Source organism: Streptomyces milbemycinicus (assembly GCF_002154605.1).
Lineage (GTDB): Bacteria > Actinomycetota > Actinomycetes > Streptomycetales > Streptomycetaceae > Streptomyces > Streptomyces milbemycinicus.
In genome coordinates this window covers 36056-53407 of the sequence record NZ_MUNE01000251.1, presented here as the reverse complement: position 1 = coordinate 53407, position 17352 = coordinate 36056, and the positions used below count along the sequence as shown (strand labels likewise).

Below are 17352 nucleotides of genomic sequence, written 5' to 3'. Positions count from 1 at the left end.
CGCATCGCAGAAGCCACTCGTCTCCCGAAGGAGATCCCCATGGCACGCATGTTCCTCAACGGTCAGGCAATGGAGGGCGGCCCCTTCCATCACCACCTGCGCGGAGCCCCGCTCGTGGCGCGGACCCGTACCGCTTCCGGCTACCGCTTCTTCTCGATCCGGGACACCTGCCCCGGGCTGCTGCCCGACCCCGGCGTCGACACCGTGATGGACGGCGAGGTCTACGACGTCCCCGATGAGGTGCTGCGCGACCATCTGCTGCCCTCCGAGCCGCCGGAGCTGGAGTTCGGCATCATCCGGCTCCAGGACGGTTCGTCGTCCTTCTCGATGGTTCTTCGCCGTGGCGAGCTGGAGAAGGGCATCCACAAGGAGATCACCGCCTTCGGCGGCTGGCGTCCGTACCTCAAGAGCCTCGGCCGGGAGAACTGATGAAGCACCGACTTCCCTACACCGTCAACGCGTCGATCCTCTTCACCGAACTGCCGCTGCTGGAGCGTCCGGCCGCCGCGAAGGCCGCCGGGTTCGACGCGGTCGAGTTCTGGTGGCCCTACGCGACGGCCGTGCCGACGGATGCGGAGGCCGACGCCTTCGTCCGGGCGGTGCGTGACGCCGGTGTCCGGCTGACCGGGCTGAACTTCTTCGCCGGGGACATGCCCGGGGGCGACCGTGGCCTGGTGTCCTGGCCGGCCCGGGCAGCGGAGTTCCGCGACAACATCGACGTCACCGTGGCGATCGGTGAGCAACTGGGCTGCCGGTCGTTCAACGCCCTGTACGGCAACCGGCTCGACGGCGTCGCCCCGGCGCACCAGGACGACCTCGCGGTGGAGCATCTGGCGCTGGCGGCCAAGGCCGTCGAGCGCATCGGCGGCACGGTCCTGGTGGAGCCGGTCAGCGGCGCCCCCGCGTATCCGCTGCGCACCGCCGCGGACGCGCTCGCCGTCATCGACCGGGTGGCGGCCGAGTCCGGCAGCCGCAACCTCCGCCTCCTGGCCGACCTCTACCACCTCGCCGTCAACGGAGACGACGTGGCCGGTGCCATCGCCGCCCACGCCGACCGCATCGGACACGTACAGATCGCGGACGCGCCCGGGCGGGGAGCGCCCGGTACGGGAGGGCTGGACCTCGACGGGCTGCTGGCCGACCTCCAGGCCGTGGGCTACGCCGGCTGGGTGGGCCTGGAGTACAAGTCCGAGGGCCCGACCGCGGACAGCTTCGACTGGCTCCCGCGCGAACGGCGCGGCAGCGACCGCCACGCCTGACCGGGATCGGGACGCCCGCGACCACCCGGACAACCCCGACCACACACCGATGACACGAAGGAACCTACGATGAGTGCCACTTCCCGGAAGATCGCCTTCATCGGCCTGGGCATCATGGGCGGCCCGATGGCCGCCAACCTGGTACGGGCCGGACACACCGTCACCGGACACAACCGCAGCCGTGCGGCCACCGACACCCTGGTCGCAGCCGGTGGCCGGGGCGCCGACAGCATCGCCGAGGCGGTGTCCGACGCCGAGGTCGTGATCACCATGGTCCCGGCCGATCAGCAGGTGAAGGAGGTCGTCCTCGGCGAGGGCGGCGTCCTGGAACACGCCGCGCCCGGCACCCTGCTGATCGACATGAGCAGCATCACCCCGCAGACCTCGCTGGAGGTGGCGGCCGCCGCGCGGGACAAGGGCCTGCGTACGCTCGACGCCCCGGTGTCCGGCGGAGAGGCAGGCGCCATCGAGGGCGTGCTGTCCATCATGGTCGGCGGCGATCCGGACGACTTCGCCGACGCCGGGCCGGTGTTCGAGGCGCTGGGCACCACCATCGTGCATGTGGGCCCGCACGGGGCCGGACAGACGGTCAAGGCCGCCAACCAGCTGATGGTCGCCATCCACCTCCAGGCGCTGGCCGAGGCCGTGGTGTTCCTGGAGAACGCCGGAGTGGACCTGGAGGCGGCGCTGGAAGTCCTCGGTGGCGGCCTCGCCGGCTCCACCGTCCTGGCCCGTAAGCGGGGCGCGGTGCTCAGCCGTGATTTCAAGCCCGGCTTCCGGATCGATCTGCACCACAAGGACATGGGCATCGTCACCGACGCCGCACGTGCGGTGAGTGCGCCGCTGCCCGTGGGAGCCGTGGTCGCCCAGCTGGTCGCCTCGGCCCGTGCCTGCGGCGACGGCGGCCTTGACCACTCCGCGCTGCTGCGCGGGGTCGAGCGGCTGGCCGGCCGCGACCCGCGCTGAACCCGCACCAACACAACCCACGCCTCTTCGATGTACCGACTTCGATGTACCGACCGACAGGAGCATCCTCATGGCCCGTATGACCGCGGCCCAGGCGGCGGTGGAGATCCTCAAGCGTGAGGGCACCACCCATGTCTTCGGCCTGCCCGGTGCGGCGATCAATCCGTTCTACTCCGCGATGCGCACGAACGGTGGCCTGACCCATGTCCTCGCCCGGCATGTGGAGGGCGCCTCACACATGGCCGAGGGCTTCACTCGCGCCAGGGCCGGGAACATCGGGGTCTGCGTGGGCACCAGCGGCCCCGCGGGCACCGACATGATCACCGGGCTGTACTCGGCGAGCGCCGATTCGATCCCGATCCTGTGCATCACCGGCCAGGCGCCGGTGGCCAAACTGCACAAGGAGGACTTCCAGGCCGTCGACATCGCCTCGATCGCGGCGCCGCTGACCAAGATGGCGATGACCGTCCTCGAACCCGCCCAGGTGCCCGGCGCGTTCCAGCAGGCCTTCCACCTCATGCGCTCGGGCCGGCCCGGGCCGGTACTGATCGATCTGCCCATCGACGTCCAGATGGCCGAGATCGAGTTCGACCCGGAGATGTACGAGCCGCTGCCGGTGTACAAGCCGTCGGCCACCCGAGCACAGATCGACAAGGCCGTCGAACTGCTCCAGGCCGCCGAGCGGCCGCTGATCGTCGCCGGGGGCGGGGTCATCAACGCCGACGCGAGCGAGCTGCTGGTGGAGTTCGCCCAGCTGACCGGGGTGCCGGTGGTGCCCACGCTGATGGGCTGGGGCAGCATCCCCGACGACCACCCCCTCATGGCGGGCATGGTGGGTCTGCAGACCTCGCACCGCTACGGCAACGCCACGCTTCTGGAGTCCGACTTCGTCCTCGGCATCGGCAACCGCTGGGCCAACCGCCACACCGGCGGCCTCGACACGTACACCCGGGGCCGCACCTTCGTCCACGTCGACATCGAACCCACCCAGATCGGCCGGGTCTTCGCCCCGCGCCTGGGCATCGTCTCCGACGCCAAGCCCGCACTGGAACTGTTCGTCCAGGCGGCGAGGGAGCTGAGGGCCGCCGGAGTTCTCAGGGACCGCGGCGACTGGGCCGACAGCTGCCGGCAGCGCAAGGGCGCCCTGCTCCGCAGGACCCACTTCGACCAGATGCCGGTCAAGCCGCAGCGGGTCTACGAGGAGATGAACAAGGCCTTCGGGCGCGATACGCGCTACGTCTCCACGATCGGGCTCTCCCAGATCCAGGCCGCGCAGCTGCTCCATGTCTACCGTCCCCGGCACTGGATCAACGCCGGTCAGGCCGGACCGTTGGGCTGGACCGTGCCCGCCGCCCTGGGGGTCGCGACGGCCGAGCCGGACGCCACCGTCGTCGCCCTCTCTGGCGACTACGACTTCCAGTTCATGATCGAGGAACTTGCCGTCGGTGCCCAGTTCCGTATCCCCTACCTCCATGTGGTGGTCAACAACGCCTACCTCGGCCTGATCCGGCAGGCCCAGCGCGGCTTCGACATGGACTACTGCGTCCAGCTGTCCTTCGACAACATCAACGCCCCCGAGGTGGGCGGCTACGGCGTCGACCACGTCAAGGTCGCCGAAGGACTGGGATGCAAGGCCATCCGCGTCTTCGAGCCCGACCGCATCGCACCCGCTCTGGAAGAGGCCAAGAAGCTGATGGCCGAACACCGGGTGCCGGTGGTCGTCGAGGTCATCCTCGAACGCGTCACCAACGTCTCGATGGGCACCGAACTGGACAACATCACCGAGTTCGAGGAGCTGGCCACCAGCCCCGGCCACGCCCCGACGGCGCTCCGCATGGCCCAGGGGTGACCCTCGGGTGACCCTGCATCCTTCCGCTTCTCAGGCGCCGCTGCCGAACACCGCCGACTCCGTGGTCCATGCGGCCGCCTGCTCGCTGAGGGAGAGGCCGAGTCCGGCGCGGTTCGGGATGATCATGCGACCGTCCTTGAGTTCAAGGCGCTCGTTGAACATCGGCTCCAGCCATTCGAAGTGCTCCACCCACGCCGTACGCGGATAGGCCGCGGACAGGTGGAGGTGGATCTCCATCACGAAGTGCGGTGCGAGAGCCCGGCCCTTGTGGTCGGCGAGCGCCGCGATCCGCAGGAACGGGGTGATGCCGCCCACCCGGGGCGCATCGGGCTGGACGAAGTCGGACGATCCCGCCTCGATGAGCGCCGCGTGTTCGCCCACGCTGGTCAGCATCTCACCCGTGGCGATGGGGGTGTCGAGCGTGGCCGCGAGGGCCGCGTGCCCCTCGGCGTCGTACGCGTCGAGCGGTTCCTCGATCCACGTGAGGTTGAAGTTCTCCAGAACACGGCCGACCCGGGTCGCCGTGATCCGGTCCCACTGCTGGTTGGCGTCGACCATCAGCGGAACGTCGTCGCCGAGGTGTTCCCGCACCGCCTCGACGCGCTTGAGGTCGACCGACGGGTCCGGCGAGCCGACCTTGAGCTTGATGCCGCCGACGCCACGGGCCCGGGCCAGGTCGACGTTCTCCAGCACCTCCTTGATCGGCATCGACAGATAGCCGCCGCTCGTGTTGTAGACGTCCACCGAGTCGCGGTGAGCGCCCAGCAGTTTGGCGAGCGGCAGACCCGCCCGCCGCGCCTTGAGGTCCCACAGAGCGATGTCGAGGGCCGCGATGCCCTGGACGGCCACACCGCTGCGCCCCATGGAGGCGCCGGCCCACACCAGCTTGCTCCACAGCCTGCCGGTGTCGCTCGGGTCCTCGCCGATCAGCTCGGGGGCGATCTCCTTGGCGTGGGCGTAGATGGCGGGTCCGCCGGCGCGCTTGGAGTAGCTGAAGCCCAGGCCCTCATGGCCGCCTTCGGTCCTGATCTCGGCGAAGAGGAAGGCGATCTCGGTGAGCGGCTTCTGGCGGCCGGTCAATACCTTGGCGTCGCTGATGGGCGCGTGGAGGGGCAGATTGACGAGGGAGAGGCGGACCGACTGGATACGGTCGGTGGTCGCCTCGCCCGGGGCGGATGCCCAGGGCTTGAAGACGACCGACTCGCTGGGGGCGATGCTCATGAGGTGCTCCTGGATGCCTGAACTGATGCCTGCGTTGATGCCTGCGTTGATGCCTGCGTTGATGCCTGCGCTGATGCTCGATCCGCGAGCGAGGGCGGATCGGCGGTGGAACGGTCCGGTGCGCCCTACTCCCCCGCCGCCCGCACCGGGTTGACGAGGCGGCCGATGCCCTCCACCTCCGACATCACCGTGTCCCCGGGGCGCAGGGCGCGCGGCGGGTCCATGAAGTCACCGCATCCCGAGGGGGTTCCGGTGAGGATCACATCGCCGGGCCGGAGCGTGAAGAAGCGGCTGAGGTAGGCGATGAGCGAGCGGACCGAGAAGAGCATGTCGGCGGTGGTGCCGTCCTGCACCTTCTCTCCGTTGACCCACGTCCGTACGGCGAGCGCCTGCGGATCCTTGATCTCGTCGGCCGTGACGACGACGGGGCCGAGCGGGCAGAAGGTGTCGAGTCCCTTGCCTCGCACCCATTGGCCGTCGTCGGCCTGGAGATCGCGGGCCGATACGTCATTGGCGACGGTGTAGCCGAACACGACATCGAGCGCCTTGTCCTCGGGGATGTCGCGGGCCTCGGCACCGATGACGACCGCGAGTTCGGTCTCCCAGTCGACGCGCCGGGTGACCGCGGCGTCGATGACGATGGCCTCGCCGGTGCCGATGGCACTGGAGGAGAGTTTGGTGAAGAGATACGGCGCTTTGGGGCGCGGCCAGCCCATCTCGGTGATGGTGTCGAGGTAGTTGAGGCCGATGCCGAAGATCGTGCCGGGCCGGTGGGGCAGTACGGGCACGACCTCGTCGGCGGTCAGCGATGCGCCGCCGGCCGGGATGGGGGCGCCGGCGATGATGTCTTCCAGGCGGAGGTGGCCGGGGGCGAGTCGCCATGTGTCGCCGGGCCCTTCGGCGATGGCGAGCGTTCGACGGCCGTCGTGGACGATGGTACTCAGACGCATGGGTGGACCCTCCCGGATCAATTTCTCAGCTGAGGTGCGGGTACTTGCGGTGCGGCCTTTGCGGATTCCTTTTTCCGGGAGAGGCCAGGGTTCTCGTCCTCGTTTTCACGGATGAGAAAGGAGGCGAGTGCGGCGATGAGAGAGAAGACGGCGAGGCCGATCAGACCCCACTGCGTGCTCCCTGTCTGCTGCTTGACGACCCCGAACCCGTAAGGCGCGACAAACCCGCCGAGATTCGCTATCGAGTTGATGACGGCGATGGCCACGCCGATCACCATCGGGTGGACGGTGCGCTGGACGATGGGCCAGAAGATGGGGCTGATGCTCTTGAAGCCCATGGCGGCGACCGTGAGCATCACCAGGGCGAGCCAGGGGGAGGCGACGGCGGCGAGGTAGGAGCCGACAGCCGCGGCGACGAGGGCTCCGATGAGCAGCGGCTTGCGCCGGCCGGTGCGGTCTCCGATCCGGGCGAGCAGGAACATGGCGACCATGGCGAAGACCCACGGCACGGAGGAGAGCAGGCCCACGGTGACGTCGTTGGTGCCCTTGATGTCCCGGACGATCGACGGCAGCCAGAAGGTGTTGGCGTAGATCGACATCTGGACCGAGAAGTAGACGAAGACAAACAGCAGGATCTTGGGGTCGCGCAGTACGGACCAGAAGGTCGGGCGGTCATCGCCGTGCCGGTTCAGATACGCCGCGTCCTCCGCGTCGATGGCGGCGGTGAGCTCGCGCTTCTCGTCGGCGGTGAGCCAGCTCGCGTCCTCGATCCGGGAGTCGAGACGGAAGAAGGCGAAGACACCGATGGCGACCGACATGGCCCCTTCGACCAGGAACATCCACTGCCAGCCACGGAGTCCGAGGGTGCCGTCCATCCCCAGCAGCGGACCCGACAGGGGACCCGAGAGGGAGAACGCCACGAGCGCGCCGACGGCGTACCGGGCGTTGGCCCGGCCCCGGTAGGCGTTGGGCAGCCAGGTCGCCAGATAGTACAGAACGGCGGGTACGAAGCCGGCTTCGGCCATACCGAGAAGGAACCGCAGAACGTAGAAGCTGGTGGGCCCTTGTGCGAAGAGCATGCACGCCGAGACGATGCCCCAACTGACGCAGATTCTGGACAGCCATATCTTGGGGCCGAATCGCTTCATCAGCAGATTGCTCGGCACCTCGAAGATGAAGTAGGCGATGAAGAAGAGTCCCGCACCGAGTCCGTAGGCGGTGGCGCCTATTCCCAGATCGGCTTCGAGATGGCTTTCCGCGTAGCCGATATTGGAGCGGTTGAGCTGATTGCACATCATCATGATGGCGAACAGCGGGATGACTCTGCGCATGATCTTGGCGACGGCACTGGAGAGGGGTGTCGCTTTCGGGGTCTGCGACGGGGACGCGGGGCTGTGGGAATCGGTACTGCCGGTCAGGGATGTCATGGTGCAGCCGTCTCTTCCGTCGTCATTGACAGGAGTCAGCCGAACACTTTCCGGTCTCAATGGATGGGATGGTGTATCGACTGGCGGGACACACCGTAGATTCACCCCGAGGCAGCGTCAAGGACAACATCGGATTCCCATTGAGCGGGAACACGTTCCTTCCACTGGGAATCTTGGGTGCTGCGGTGTTAGCGTTCCGACACACCAGTCGCGACCGCGTGGCCGCTCCCATCCGACGGACGTACGCGCCACAGCGGTCAGAAAGGACGATCAGGTGTCCCCAGACGCATCGGCGCCCTTGGACGGCGCCGTCTTCGGCCAACTCGGCCAGGTGAGCACCGCGACCCTCGCCACCCAGCTGTACAAACGCGGGATACGACAGCCGTTCCTCGTGGGCCTCTCCCCCGTCGGCGGGGGTTTCGACGGCTTCGTGGGCGAGGCGTTCACCATGCGCTTCATCCCGTCCCGCGAGGACACCGACCCGGTGGGTGACCCCTACCGGACCGGAAATGTCCTTCAGTGGGAGGCGGTGGAGAGCCTGGGCCCTCGCCAGGTGATGGTCGTCGACAGCCGGAACGACACATCGGCGGCGTCGGCCGGCGACATGCTCGTGACGCGGGCCATGAAGCGCGGCGCCGCCGGCTTCGTCACCGACGGCGCCTTCCGTGACGGCGCCGCGATCGCCGAACTCGGCTTCCCGGCCTATGCGCGTGCCACCACGGCCACCACCCGGCCCGCGGCGTTCCATGTCGCCGACCTCAATGTGCCCATCGCCTGCGCGGGGGTCGCGGTCTACCCGGGAGACATCCTCGTGGGCGACCGCGACGGGGTCATCGTCGTGCCGCGGTCCCTCGCAGCGGAGATCGCCGAGCCCTCCGTCGAGCAGGAGCGGCTGGAGGGGTGGCTACAGCAGCGGGTGCGGGACGGGCAGCCGCTGTGGGGCACCTACCCGCCCAGCGCCGAGACCTTGAAGGAATACGAGGAGTGGAAGTCCGCCCGCCAAGAACACCAGGAAAACGCAGAACGCCCGGAACACCAGACCCAGGAGGCCCGCGCATGAGCCGGTTCGCCGATCTTCCCCCGGCCGCGCAACGCGCCCGGATGGAGTCCACGATCCGTACGTACTTCGACGGCTGCAACGAAGCCGACGTGGCCAAGATGGCCGCCCAGTTCACCCCCGACGCGGTCCACTACTTCCCGCCCGGCCTGGAAGGGCCGTGGGCCGGCAACACGACGATCGCCGAGAACTGGCGCCGGCTGGTCCTCACCATCGGCTCCGCCTGGTCCATAGAACGCCTCGTCGTCGAGCCCGAGACCTTCCAGGCCGTCATCGAGTGGACGCACTGGAAGACCAGGCCCGGCGGTTACCTCCGGGGTGACGAGTGGTACCGCTTCGACCCCGATACGGGCTTGATCACCGAGATCCGCGCCTTCTACGCCTCGGCGTCCGACGGGCGTTCCGAGGTGACGCTCCAGGGCTACGACTACGCCGCGGGCGGCCACCACATGGAGCCGCCCGTGAAGCGCCCCCATCCCGATGCCGAATACGCCGCCACCGAACACTGACCGCACCACACCTGGCCAGGGACACCCCGTGAACGTCATACAGAGCATCGACCCGAGCACCGGCCGCGCCGTCGACGACGTCGCGACCGCGACCACCCCCAAGGAGCTCGACGCCGTCGTCGAACGCGCCACCGCCGCATCCGTTCCGTACGAGGCCGGTGGCCGCCCGCTGCGTGCCGCGGTCCTGCGGGCCGTCGCCGACGGACTGGAGGCCCGGCGGCCGGAGATCGTCGCCCTCGCGATGCGGGAGACCGCGCTGCCCGAGGCGCGTCTCGGCGGCGAGCTGACCCGCACCGTCTACCAGGCCCGTCTGTTCGCCGAGGTCGTCGAGGACGGCGGTTTCCTGGAGGCGACGATCGACCACGCGGGCGAGACGCCGATGGGCGCCGGGCCCGATCTGCGCCGCATGCTGGTCCCGCTCGGGCCGGTCGCGGTCTTCGGGGCGAGCAACTTCCCCCTGGCGTTCTCCGTACCGGGCGGGGACACGGTGTCGGCGCTGGCCGCCGGTTGTCCCGTCGTCGTCAAGGCCCACGACTCCCACCCGGCCCTGTCGCGGCTGGTCTTCGAGACAATGGTCGCGGCCATCGCGGCGGCCGGCGGTCCGGACGGGCTGCTGGGGCTGGTGTTCGGCCGGGAGGCGGGCACCGCCCTGGTCGCCCACCCGGACATCAAGGCCGTGGGGTTCACCGGCTCCCTCACGGGCGGCCGGGCGCTGCTCGATATCGTCAACGCGCGCCCGGATCCGATCCCGTTCTACGGTGAGCTGGCCGGTCTGAACCCGGTGGTCGTCACCGAGGGCGCGGCGCGGGCCCGGCATTCCGAGATCGCGGCGGGACTCGTCGCCTCGGTGACGGGTTCGGCCGGGCAACTGTGCACCAAGCCCGGTCTTGTCCTCGTTCCGGCCGGGGAAGCGGGCAACGCGCTGGTCTCGGAGGCCGCCCGGCTCATCGACCAGGCGTCGGCCGCCACTTTGCTGGGCTCCCGCATCGCCACCGCGTACGAGGCCGGCACGGAGGAGTTGCGCCACCGTGCCGGCGGGATGGCGGCCGCCGAGGGCGGCGCCCCGTCCGGGTCCGGGTTCTCGGTGACGCCGCGGCTGTTCGAGATCGACTCCGAAACGCTTCAGGACGAGCCCGTCGGAGAGTGCTTCGGCCCGGCCGCCGTCGTGGTCCGCTATGCGCCAGGCCGCGCGGAGGCCGTTCTGCGGTCGCTGCCCGCTTCGCTGACGGGAACCATTCACGCCGAGGCCGATGAGACGGAGACGGTGCGCCGTCTCACCGGCGTGCTGCGGCCCCTGGCCGGCCGTCTGCTCTACAACGGCTTTCCCACCGGCGTCCTGGTCTCCTGGGCACAGCACCACGGCGGTCCCTGGCCGTCGACGAACAGCCTGCACACCTCCGTGGGTCCGTACGCGGTGCGGCGCTTTCTGCGCCCTGTCACCTGGCAGAACGCGCCGCAGGAGGTGCTTCCCGAAGAGCTGCGGGACGGCTTCGCCGGGATTCCCCGGCGCGTCGACGGGCGGCTCACCGCGCCGGACTGACCTCGACGCCGAAGCCGAACGTCCGTGACCGGCCCGCCGCGAGGTGGAACTGGCCGGGGCTTGCCGCGTACTCGCCGTCGGATCCGATCGGGGAGGGCAGGCCGTACCACGGCTCGAGGCACAGCAGATCGGCCTCGGGCGGCGACCACAGGGCCAGCTGCTGGAATCCGTGCCAGCTCAGCGTCATCCTGGGCGAGCCAGGGGCGCTGTAGATGAGGCTCGAGCTGTTGAGCGCTTCGAGGATCACGGCGCCATCGGTGAACAGGGCCCCGTCCAGGCGGAGTGTCCGACCGCGGACCGGCGTGGGGTGCCGCTCGGGGAGCAGCAGCACGTCCTCGACCCGTCGTACGGGCGCGGGTTCCGGCCGTTCGAAGAGCACCGTATGGCCGCGCTTGTCAGTCGCGCCGGGCAGTGGCCAGCGAAAGCCCGGATGGACGCCCAGGGACGCCGGCAGCGTCCCTGGGCCCGGGTTGTGCACGGAGTACGACACCGTGAGACGGCTGCCCTCGACCGCGTAGCCGACCGTGAGGCGGAAGGGGAACGGGAAGAGCCGACGAGATGCCGCGTCGTCCCTCAGCGCGAGGACGGCGGTGGTGGCGTCGTGGCGCGCGACCGTGAACCGCCTGTCGCGGGCGAATCCGTGCTTGGGCATGGCGTAGTACGTGCCGTCGTGCCGCAGCCGGTCGCCGTTCATCCGGCCGATGACGGGGAAGAGCAGCGGCGCATGCCAGGGCCAGGCCCGTTCCGCCTGCCAGAGCAGTTCCGTTGCCCCCGGCTGCCCCTCCGTGCCGTATCGCAGCGAGCACAACTCGGCGCCCTGCTCGTCGATCTCGGCCGTCACCCGACCGGCGCCGATGCGAATCCGTGACATCTGTAGCTCCCTACGACATGAACCGGCCATTGCGGCCGGGGGCGTCCTGCCCTACCTTCAATACACTACTTCCCACTGAATGACGCCAATTCCCAATTGTTGGGACGATAGGGTGGGCGTCGCAAGGAGGCGACCATGACGAACTCAGTCAGCGCCGCTGCCAGAGCCGCAGACCAGCCGACGAAGGGAGCGGGAACGCCGCACCCGCGCTCCCCGCGCCCGGCGGTGATCTACTTCTTCGGCGCCCTCGGCGGCATTCTGTTCGGCTACGAAACAGGCGTCATCGCGGGCGCCCTGACCTTCATCCAGAAGACACCGGGCTTCCCTGCCAGTGCGGTCACCACGGGGCTGATCGTCGGTGGCATCGCGGGCGGTGCCGTGTTCGGCGCCCTTGTCGCCGGGCGGCTCGCCGACCGGTTCGGCCGCCGACCCGTGATCTTCGTGATCGGCCTGATCTATATCGTCGGCTCCCTCGCCTGCGCGGTGGCCCAGAACAACACCTGGCTCATCGCCGCCCGGATCTTCCTGGGGCTCGCGGTGGGCGGCTCTTCCTCCCTGGTGCCGGTCTATCTGTCGGAGATGGCGCCGGCCCGCACCCGGGGCCGGCTCGCCGGACTGAACCAGCTGATGATCGTGACCGGGCTGCTGCTCGGCTATCTCACCAACCTCGCCCTGTCCGGCAGCGGTGACTGGCGGACGATGCTGGCCACGGGAGCCGCCCCGGCCGTCGTCCTGATCGCGGGGCTGAAGCTGCTGCCGGAGAGCCCCCGCTGGCTGATCCTCCACGGCCGCGAAGAGGAAGCCCGGGCGCTGCTCGCCGGCACCCGCTCGGCCGAGGAGGCCGACCGCGACATCGCGGCCATCCGCGAGGTGACCACGCACACCCCGCACCGCCGCGAGCTGCTGGCCGGCTGGATCCGGCCGGCGATGATCATCGGCATCGGCATTCCGATCCTGACCCAGTACACCGGGCTCAACATCGTCACCTACTACGCTCCGACGATCTTCGAGAGCCTGGGTCTGCCGCATGAGAACGCCCTCTACTTCACGATCATCCTGGGCACCGTGAAGGTCCTCTCCGTCATGGTCGGTCTTCAGCTGATCGACCGGCTCGGCCGCCGGTTCCTGTTCCTCGCCGGAAGCGCGGCGATGGCCGTGAGCATGAGCTTGATGGCGTACGAGGCCTCGCGCGGGGACGCCATGAGTCCGGGCGCCATGCTCACCGCGATGAGCATCATGTTCGTCAGCTACTCCCTGACGTGGGGGCCCGTGAACTGGGTCGTGCTCGGCGAGATCTTCCCGCTGCGGGTCCGGGGCGCGGCGATGGGCGTCGCCGGCATGGTCACCTGGCTGGCCACCCTCGGCATCACCTTCGGCTTCCCCGTCATGCGTGACGCCTGGGGCCTGACCAACACCATGATCTTCTTCATCGGCGGCAACATCCTCGGCCTCCTCTTCTGCAAGGTCTTCGTGCACGAGACCCGGGGCCGCACTCTGGAGGAGATCGAGGAAGACTTGCGCGAGCGGTACGACCGCAAGCAGCAGGGCAAGAGCGCTCAGAACGAGAACGGAAGCACCTCATGAACCACCCCCTCGATCCCGAGGCCGAGCACGGCGACGGCCCGCCCCGCGGGTACGGTCTGCTGCGCGGGCGGACGGCACTGGTCACCGGGGGCGCCCGCAACATCGGTCGGGGTATCGCCCTGCGCTTCGCCGCCGAAGGCGCACGGGTCGTGGTCGCGGACACCGCGGCCGACGCGGCGGACGCCACGGTGGAACACATCCGCGCGAGTGGCGGAAACGCCCTCGCCGTCGTCACCGACCTGTGCACGGAAGCCGGCGCCGAGCAGGCGTTCGCCGCCGCCGAGAGCCACTTCGGCCTCGTCGACATCCTCGTGAACAACGCCTACGCACGCGTGGACGCGCGCGCCTTCGGCCCCTTCCTGCGACTGACTGGGGAGGTGTGGGACGAGTTCCACCGGGTCAATCTGGGGCTGCTGTTCCACCCCACCCACCGCATGGCCAGGGCGCTCGCCGACGCGGAAAAGCCCGGCACGGTGGTCAACATCAGCTCCCATGCCGCCGCCCGCGCCCACCGCAACCACATCCCCTACGACACGGTCAAGGGCGGTGTGGACGCCTTCACCCGGGCCGTCGCCGTCGATCTCGCCCCGTGGAACATCCGGGTCAACGCGGTGCGCCCCGGCTCCGTTGAGGTCGACACCAGCGACCCCGACCCGCAGGCCCGCCACTTCCGGGCCGCGCAGATCCCCTTGAACCGCGAGGGAACCCCCGACGACATCGCCACCAGCGCGGTCTACCTCGCCTCCGAGCTGTCGCAGTGGGTCACCGGACAGGTCTTCAACGTCGACGGCGGCATGGCGGCGCAGGCCCGTCCGCCGCAGACCGAGAACGGCCCGGTGTGGACACCGCGGAACATCGACGACTACGACGCCACCTTGGAAAGGCGGGCATGAGCACACGAACCGTCGTCACCGAAGTCGAGACCTTTCCCCTCGAGGCCCATCTGCCGGACGGCGGCTACGGCGCCTCGAAGGTCCGGCTGCCGGTACGCGTCGCCACCCTGGTGAAGGTCACCACCTCGGACGGCGCCGTCGGCTGGGGCGAGTCCTTCGGCCCGCCGCGGCTGATCGCCCCGTTCCTCGCCGACCAGGCCCAGGCGCTGGTGGGACAGCCCGCCGACATCCGGGAGGACCGCATCCTGGACCGGCTCTCCCTCGGCTACCACCTCACCGCCGGTGGCCCTCATGTGGCGGCGGCCAGCGGTATCGACATCGCGCTCTGGGACGCGCAGGCCCGCGCGTTCGGCGTACCGGTGGCCCACCTTCTGGGCGGTCGGCTCCATGACCGGGTCGACGCCTACGCCTCCTCCGGCTATGTCACCGCCACCCGCGACCCCGGCGAATTCCGGGACACGATGGCCTCCCACGCCGCCGAGGGCTTCACCGCCGTCAAGATCAAGATCGGGCTGACGCCGGATGAGGACCGGCAGCGCACGGCCGCCGCCCGCGCGGCCATGGGCGAGGACGGTCTGGTGATCGTCGACTACAACGCCAACTGCACCGTCGCGACCGTCCGCCGCTCCCTGGCCCGGATACGGGACCTCGACCCGTACTGGGTGGAGGAGCCACTGCCGCCCGAAGACAGCGCCGGGTGGCGCGAGTTGCGCGATGTACACCTGCCGCTCTCCGGTGGCGAAGCCCTCTACACCCGCTACGGCTTCCGCGACCCCATCGCCGAGCACCGCTTCGACATCGTCCAGCCGGACCTGGCCAAATGCGGCGGCTTCACCGAGGCCCAGGCCATCCGCCAGCTCGCCGCGGCCTTCAACCTGCGGCTGTCCCCGCACTGCTGGGGCACCGGGGTCGCCCAGGCCGCGACGCTCCAGTTGCTGTCGGCGACACCCCGGGCGCCTTTCGGCATGGCCGGCGGGGAGCCGCTGATCTTCGAATTCGACCGGGGCGATAACCCCCTGCGTGAGGGCGTCCTCGCGACTCCTCTCACACCGGAGAACGGCACTGTGGCCATCCCCGACGGCCCCGGCATCGGGGTCACCGTCGACGAGGAATGGGTACGCGCCCACCGTCTCGAGGACCACAGCGTCCTGGTCCGGGCGCGCTGACCTCATGGCCCCGTGCCGCCCCCGGGGCGGCACGGGGCCGGCGCTCAGCGCCGTACGTGGCCGAGGCCCGCTGAGATCTCGGCGGCCGCCTCGGCCACCAGCGGACCTACGTCACTCAGGATCCGCTCCATGCGCTCCGCCACTCCGGCGACGCTGATCGCCGCGACGGGCATACCGGTGTGGTCGTAAACAGCGGCCCCGCAGCAGCAACTGGACTCGTCGAACTCCCGCCGATCCTCCGACCAGCCGCGCTCCCGCGTCTCCTGGAGGATCTTCCGCAGATCACCGACCGAATCCTCATCCACCGGGGACTCGCTCGACGCCACCAGCTCCGCCAGCTTCTCCTCCAGCGCCTGCTGCGGAAGAGCCGCCAGATAGGCCCGCCCCAGCGAGGTGCAGTGCAGTGGCCGCCCCGCCCCCAGTTCGCTCGTCACCGCCACCGGACGCGGACCGCGCTCGCGATGCACGAACACCATGTTCACGCCGTTCGGCACCCCGAGGCTGGCCGTCTCCCGGGTCTCCCGCATCAGTCGGGAGATGATCGGCATCGCCGTGGCGGTCAGATCCGTCGAGCCCACCGCCGCGGAGGCCAGTCGCGTGGCCGAAGGCCCGAGCCGCAACAGCCCGCTCCCCTGCTCCACGGCGAGCCAGCCGCCCTCGACAAGGCGGTCGACCAGCCGGTAGGCGGTACTGCGGCTGAGCCCCAGCGCCGCGGCGAGGTCCTGGGTGGAGCATGCGCGGGCCACAGCCATGTGGTCGAGGATGGCCAGACCGCGGTCCAGAGCGCCGGAGCCCGGCCCGAGAACAGAGGAGGTGGTGGCGGGCGAGGTCATACAGCCTCCGTGATTGAAACGCGGTATCAATCAATGAGACTACATCGCGGAGCGCCGCCGTTCGACCATCCGGCATGGGTTCACCGGCGCAGACCCCCGCCCGGGCGCCGCCGTCACCCGGAGCCCCGGCCGCGAGGGTTACGAGGTCGCCCTCGCCCCCCGCGACCAGGGCCGACTCGACACGCCTATCCGGTGAAGAACCCTATGTAGGACGAGACGAGGGCAGAAACCAACCAGTACAGCCCGTAGGCGATCCCGATGATGATCAGCACCGCCAGGGCGCTGTCTATCTTGCCGACCAGTGTGGACGGAGTTCGGGGCTCCAAATCATGTGAGCTCATCCGTGCAACATACGACAAGAACGCGGCAGGTGTGGCCGCTTGTTAAGGTTTCCGCGGCCACCGGTTCATCTGACCCGGTGTCGGCTCGGTCGGCGACGGGCTCAGGGAGCGGTCACGACCGCGCCACCGCCGGCTCCGGCGGTGATCCGTCCGGGGCACAGCCCCCGGGCGGCGAGCCCGCTGAGGATCTGCGGCACGGCGCTGACGGTGGTCTGGTAACCACCGTCGTGCATGAGGATGATGCTGCCGGCCCGCATGGTGGCGGCGGCCTGGACGATCTGCTGGGTGCCGGCGCCGTTCCAGTCCTGGGAATCCACGCTCCACAGGACCTCGGTCAGCCCCAGACGGGCCGCGTCCGCCTTGACCTGCGCATTGGTCTCCCCGTAAGGCGGCCGGAAGAGGGTGGGGGACTGTCCGGTGATGCGCTTGATGGTGTTCTGGGCGGTGGCGATCTCGTTGTACGCGGCCGGTTCGCCGATCTGGGTGAGGTGGGCGTGGGTGGCGGTGTGGTTGGCGATCCACATACCCGCCGACTGCTCGGCCTTGAGCAGGTCCGGGTACTGCTCGGCGTGCTGCCCCCAGATGAAGAAGGTGGCCTTGGCCCCGCCCGCCCGCAGAGCGCCCAGCAGCGCCTGCGTCGATGCGGGGTTCGGTCCGTCGTCGTACGTCAGACCCACGTATCCGTTGGGGCAGTTGGCCCAGGCCGCGTCGGTGTGTGCCGCACCAGGCGTGGCCGCCAGGGAGGCCGCCGCCGGGGAGGCAGCCATTGAGAACGCCGCCATGGCGGCCGTGGCCGCGGCGATGAGCGTGATCCGTAAGCGGTTGCGCGCGTTTCCGAGCATTCTTCCTCCTTGAGCGCGGATCGATAGCAATCGATAGCGATCGC

Annotated in this window: 17 protein-coding genes; 10 read left to right on the top strand and 7 right to left on the bottom strand. The window is 69.6% G+C overall.

Annotation, left to right across the window (positions count from 1 at the left end; translation table 11 throughout):
* The first annotated feature begins 39 nt into the window (after positions 1-39).
* The 4 genes from CCN51_RS20985 (at position 40) to gcl (ending at position 4074) form a co-directional block, all read left to right on the top strand.
* Complete coding sequence (locus CCN51_RS20985) at positions 40-429, top strand: allophanate hydrolase-related protein (protein WP_014173339.1); 390 nt, start codon at positions 40-42, stop codon at positions 427-429.
* Positions 429-1259, top strand: coding sequence for a hydroxypyruvate isomerase family protein (locus tag CCN51_RS20980; RefSeq protein WP_014173340.1), 831 nt, complete (start codon positions 429-431; stop codon positions 1257-1259). The genes CCN51_RS20985 and CCN51_RS20980 overlap by 1 nt, the downstream gene beginning before the upstream one ends.
* A 69-nt stretch (positions 1260-1328) precedes the next feature.
* Positions 1329-2225, top strand: a complete 897-nt coding sequence (locus CCN51_RS20975) for a 2-hydroxy-3-oxopropionate reductase (protein WP_014173341.1) — start codon at positions 1329-1331, stop codon at positions 2223-2225.
* Between the two features lie 70 nt (positions 2226-2295).
* The gene (gene gcl / locus CCN51_RS20970) at positions 2296-4074 is read left to right on the top strand and encodes a glyoxylate carboligase (RefSeq protein ID WP_014173342.1); all 1779 of its coding nucleotides are present in this window, start codon (positions 2296-2298) and stop codon (positions 4072-4074) included.
* A 30-nt stretch (positions 4075-4104) separates the two neighbouring features.
* Here the strand turns inward: gcl and CCN51_RS20965 are convergent, their stop codons facing one another.
* The 3 genes from CCN51_RS20965 to CCN51_RS20955 all read right to left on the bottom strand — a co-directional run bounded on the left by CCN51_RS20965 (position 4105) and on the right by CCN51_RS20955 (position 7576).
* Positions 4105-5295, bottom strand: coding sequence for an L-talarate/galactarate dehydratase (locus tag CCN51_RS20965; protein WP_014173343.1), 1191 nt, complete (start codon positions 5293-5295; stop codon positions 4105-4107).
* Between the two features lie 125 nt (positions 5296-5420).
* Complete coding sequence (locus tag CCN51_RS20960; protein WP_014173344.1) at positions 5421-6245, bottom strand: fumarylacetoacetate hydrolase family protein; 825 nt, start codon at positions 6243-6245, stop codon at positions 5421-5423.
* Positions 6246-6262: 17 nt separating this feature from the next.
* On the bottom strand, positions 6263-7576 hold the full coding sequence (locus CCN51_RS20955) for an MFS transporter (protein ID WP_202948286.1): 1314 nt from the start codon (positions 7574-7576) through the stop codon (positions 6263-6265).
* A gap of 370 nt (positions 7577-7946) precedes the next feature.
* Here CCN51_RS20955 and CCN51_RS20950 point away from each other — a divergent pair, with 370 nt between their 5' ends.
* Genes CCN51_RS20950 through CCN51_RS20940 form a run of 3 tightly spaced genes read left to right on the top strand, consistent with a single transcriptional unit; the run spans position 7947 to position 10778 of the window.
* On the top strand, positions 7947-8732 hold the full coding sequence (locus CCN51_RS20950) for an RraA family protein (protein WP_202948287.1): 786 nt from the start codon (positions 7947-7949) through the stop codon (positions 8730-8732).
* Positions 8729-9238 carry a nuclear transport factor 2 family protein gene (locus CCN51_RS20945; protein WP_014173347.1) on the top strand — a complete coding sequence of 170 codons (510 nt, stop codon included), beginning with the start codon at positions 8729-8731 and terminating at the stop codon, positions 9236-9238. Before CCN51_RS20950 ends, CCN51_RS20945 begins: the two co-directional genes overlap by 4 nt.
* Before the next feature lie 28 nt (positions 9239-9266).
* Positions 9267-10778 carry an aldehyde dehydrogenase (NADP(+)) gene (locus CCN51_RS20940; RefSeq protein WP_014173348.1) on the top strand — a complete coding sequence of 504 codons (1512 nt, stop codon included), beginning with the start codon at positions 9267-9269 and terminating at the stop codon, positions 10776-10778.
* Here the strand turns inward: CCN51_RS20940 and CCN51_RS20935 are convergent.
* Positions 10762-11649: an aldose 1-epimerase family protein gene (locus CCN51_RS20935; protein ID WP_014173349.1), complete on the bottom strand. Its 888-nt coding sequence runs from the start codon at positions 11647-11649 to the stop codon at positions 10762-10764. The genes CCN51_RS20940 and CCN51_RS20935 overlap by 17 nt on opposite strands.
* 135 nt (positions 11650-11784) lie before the next feature.
* On the opposite strand from CCN51_RS20935, the gene CCN51_RS20930 reads away from it, so the two are divergent.
* The 3 genes from CCN51_RS20930 to CCN51_RS20920 are packed head-to-tail and all read left to right on the top strand — an operon-like array spanning position 11785 to position 15292.
* Positions 11785-13233: a sugar porter family MFS transporter gene (locus tag CCN51_RS20930; protein ID WP_014173350.1), complete on the top strand. Its 1449-nt coding sequence runs from the start codon at positions 11785-11787 to the stop codon at positions 13231-13233.
* On the top strand, positions 13230-14126 hold the full coding sequence (locus tag CCN51_RS20925) for an SDR family NAD(P)-dependent oxidoreductase (RefSeq protein ID WP_014173351.1): 897 nt from the start codon (positions 13230-13232) through the stop codon (positions 14124-14126). Before CCN51_RS20930 ends, CCN51_RS20925 begins: the two co-directional genes overlap by 4 nt.
* Complete coding sequence (locus tag CCN51_RS20920) at positions 14123-15292, top strand: mandelate racemase/muconate lactonizing enzyme family protein (RefSeq protein ID WP_014173352.1); 1170 nt, start codon at positions 14123-14125, stop codon at positions 15290-15292. Before CCN51_RS20925 ends, CCN51_RS20920 begins: the two co-directional genes overlap by 4 nt.
* A 44-nt stretch (positions 15293-15336) precedes the next feature.
* Here the strand turns inward: CCN51_RS20920 and CCN51_RS59265 are convergent, their stop codons facing one another.
* The 3 genes from CCN51_RS59265 to CCN51_RS20910 form a co-directional block, all read right to left on the bottom strand.
* Positions 15337-16125, bottom strand: coding sequence for an IclR family transcriptional regulator (locus CCN51_RS59265; RefSeq protein ID WP_014173353.1), 789 nt, complete (start codon positions 16123-16125; stop codon positions 15337-15339).
* Positions 16126-16310: 185 nt separating this feature from the next.
* Entirely contained in the window at positions 16311-16466 is a 156-nt protein-coding gene (locus tag CCN51_RS55915; RefSeq protein WP_170061325.1) for a hypothetical protein, read from the bottom strand.
* Between the two features lie 101 nt (positions 16467-16567).
* On the bottom strand, positions 16568-17308 hold the full coding sequence (locus tag CCN51_RS20910; protein WP_014173355.1) for a polysaccharide deacetylase family protein: 741 nt from the start codon (positions 17306-17308) through the stop codon (positions 16568-16570).
* Positions 17309-17352 lie beyond the last annotated feature (44 nt).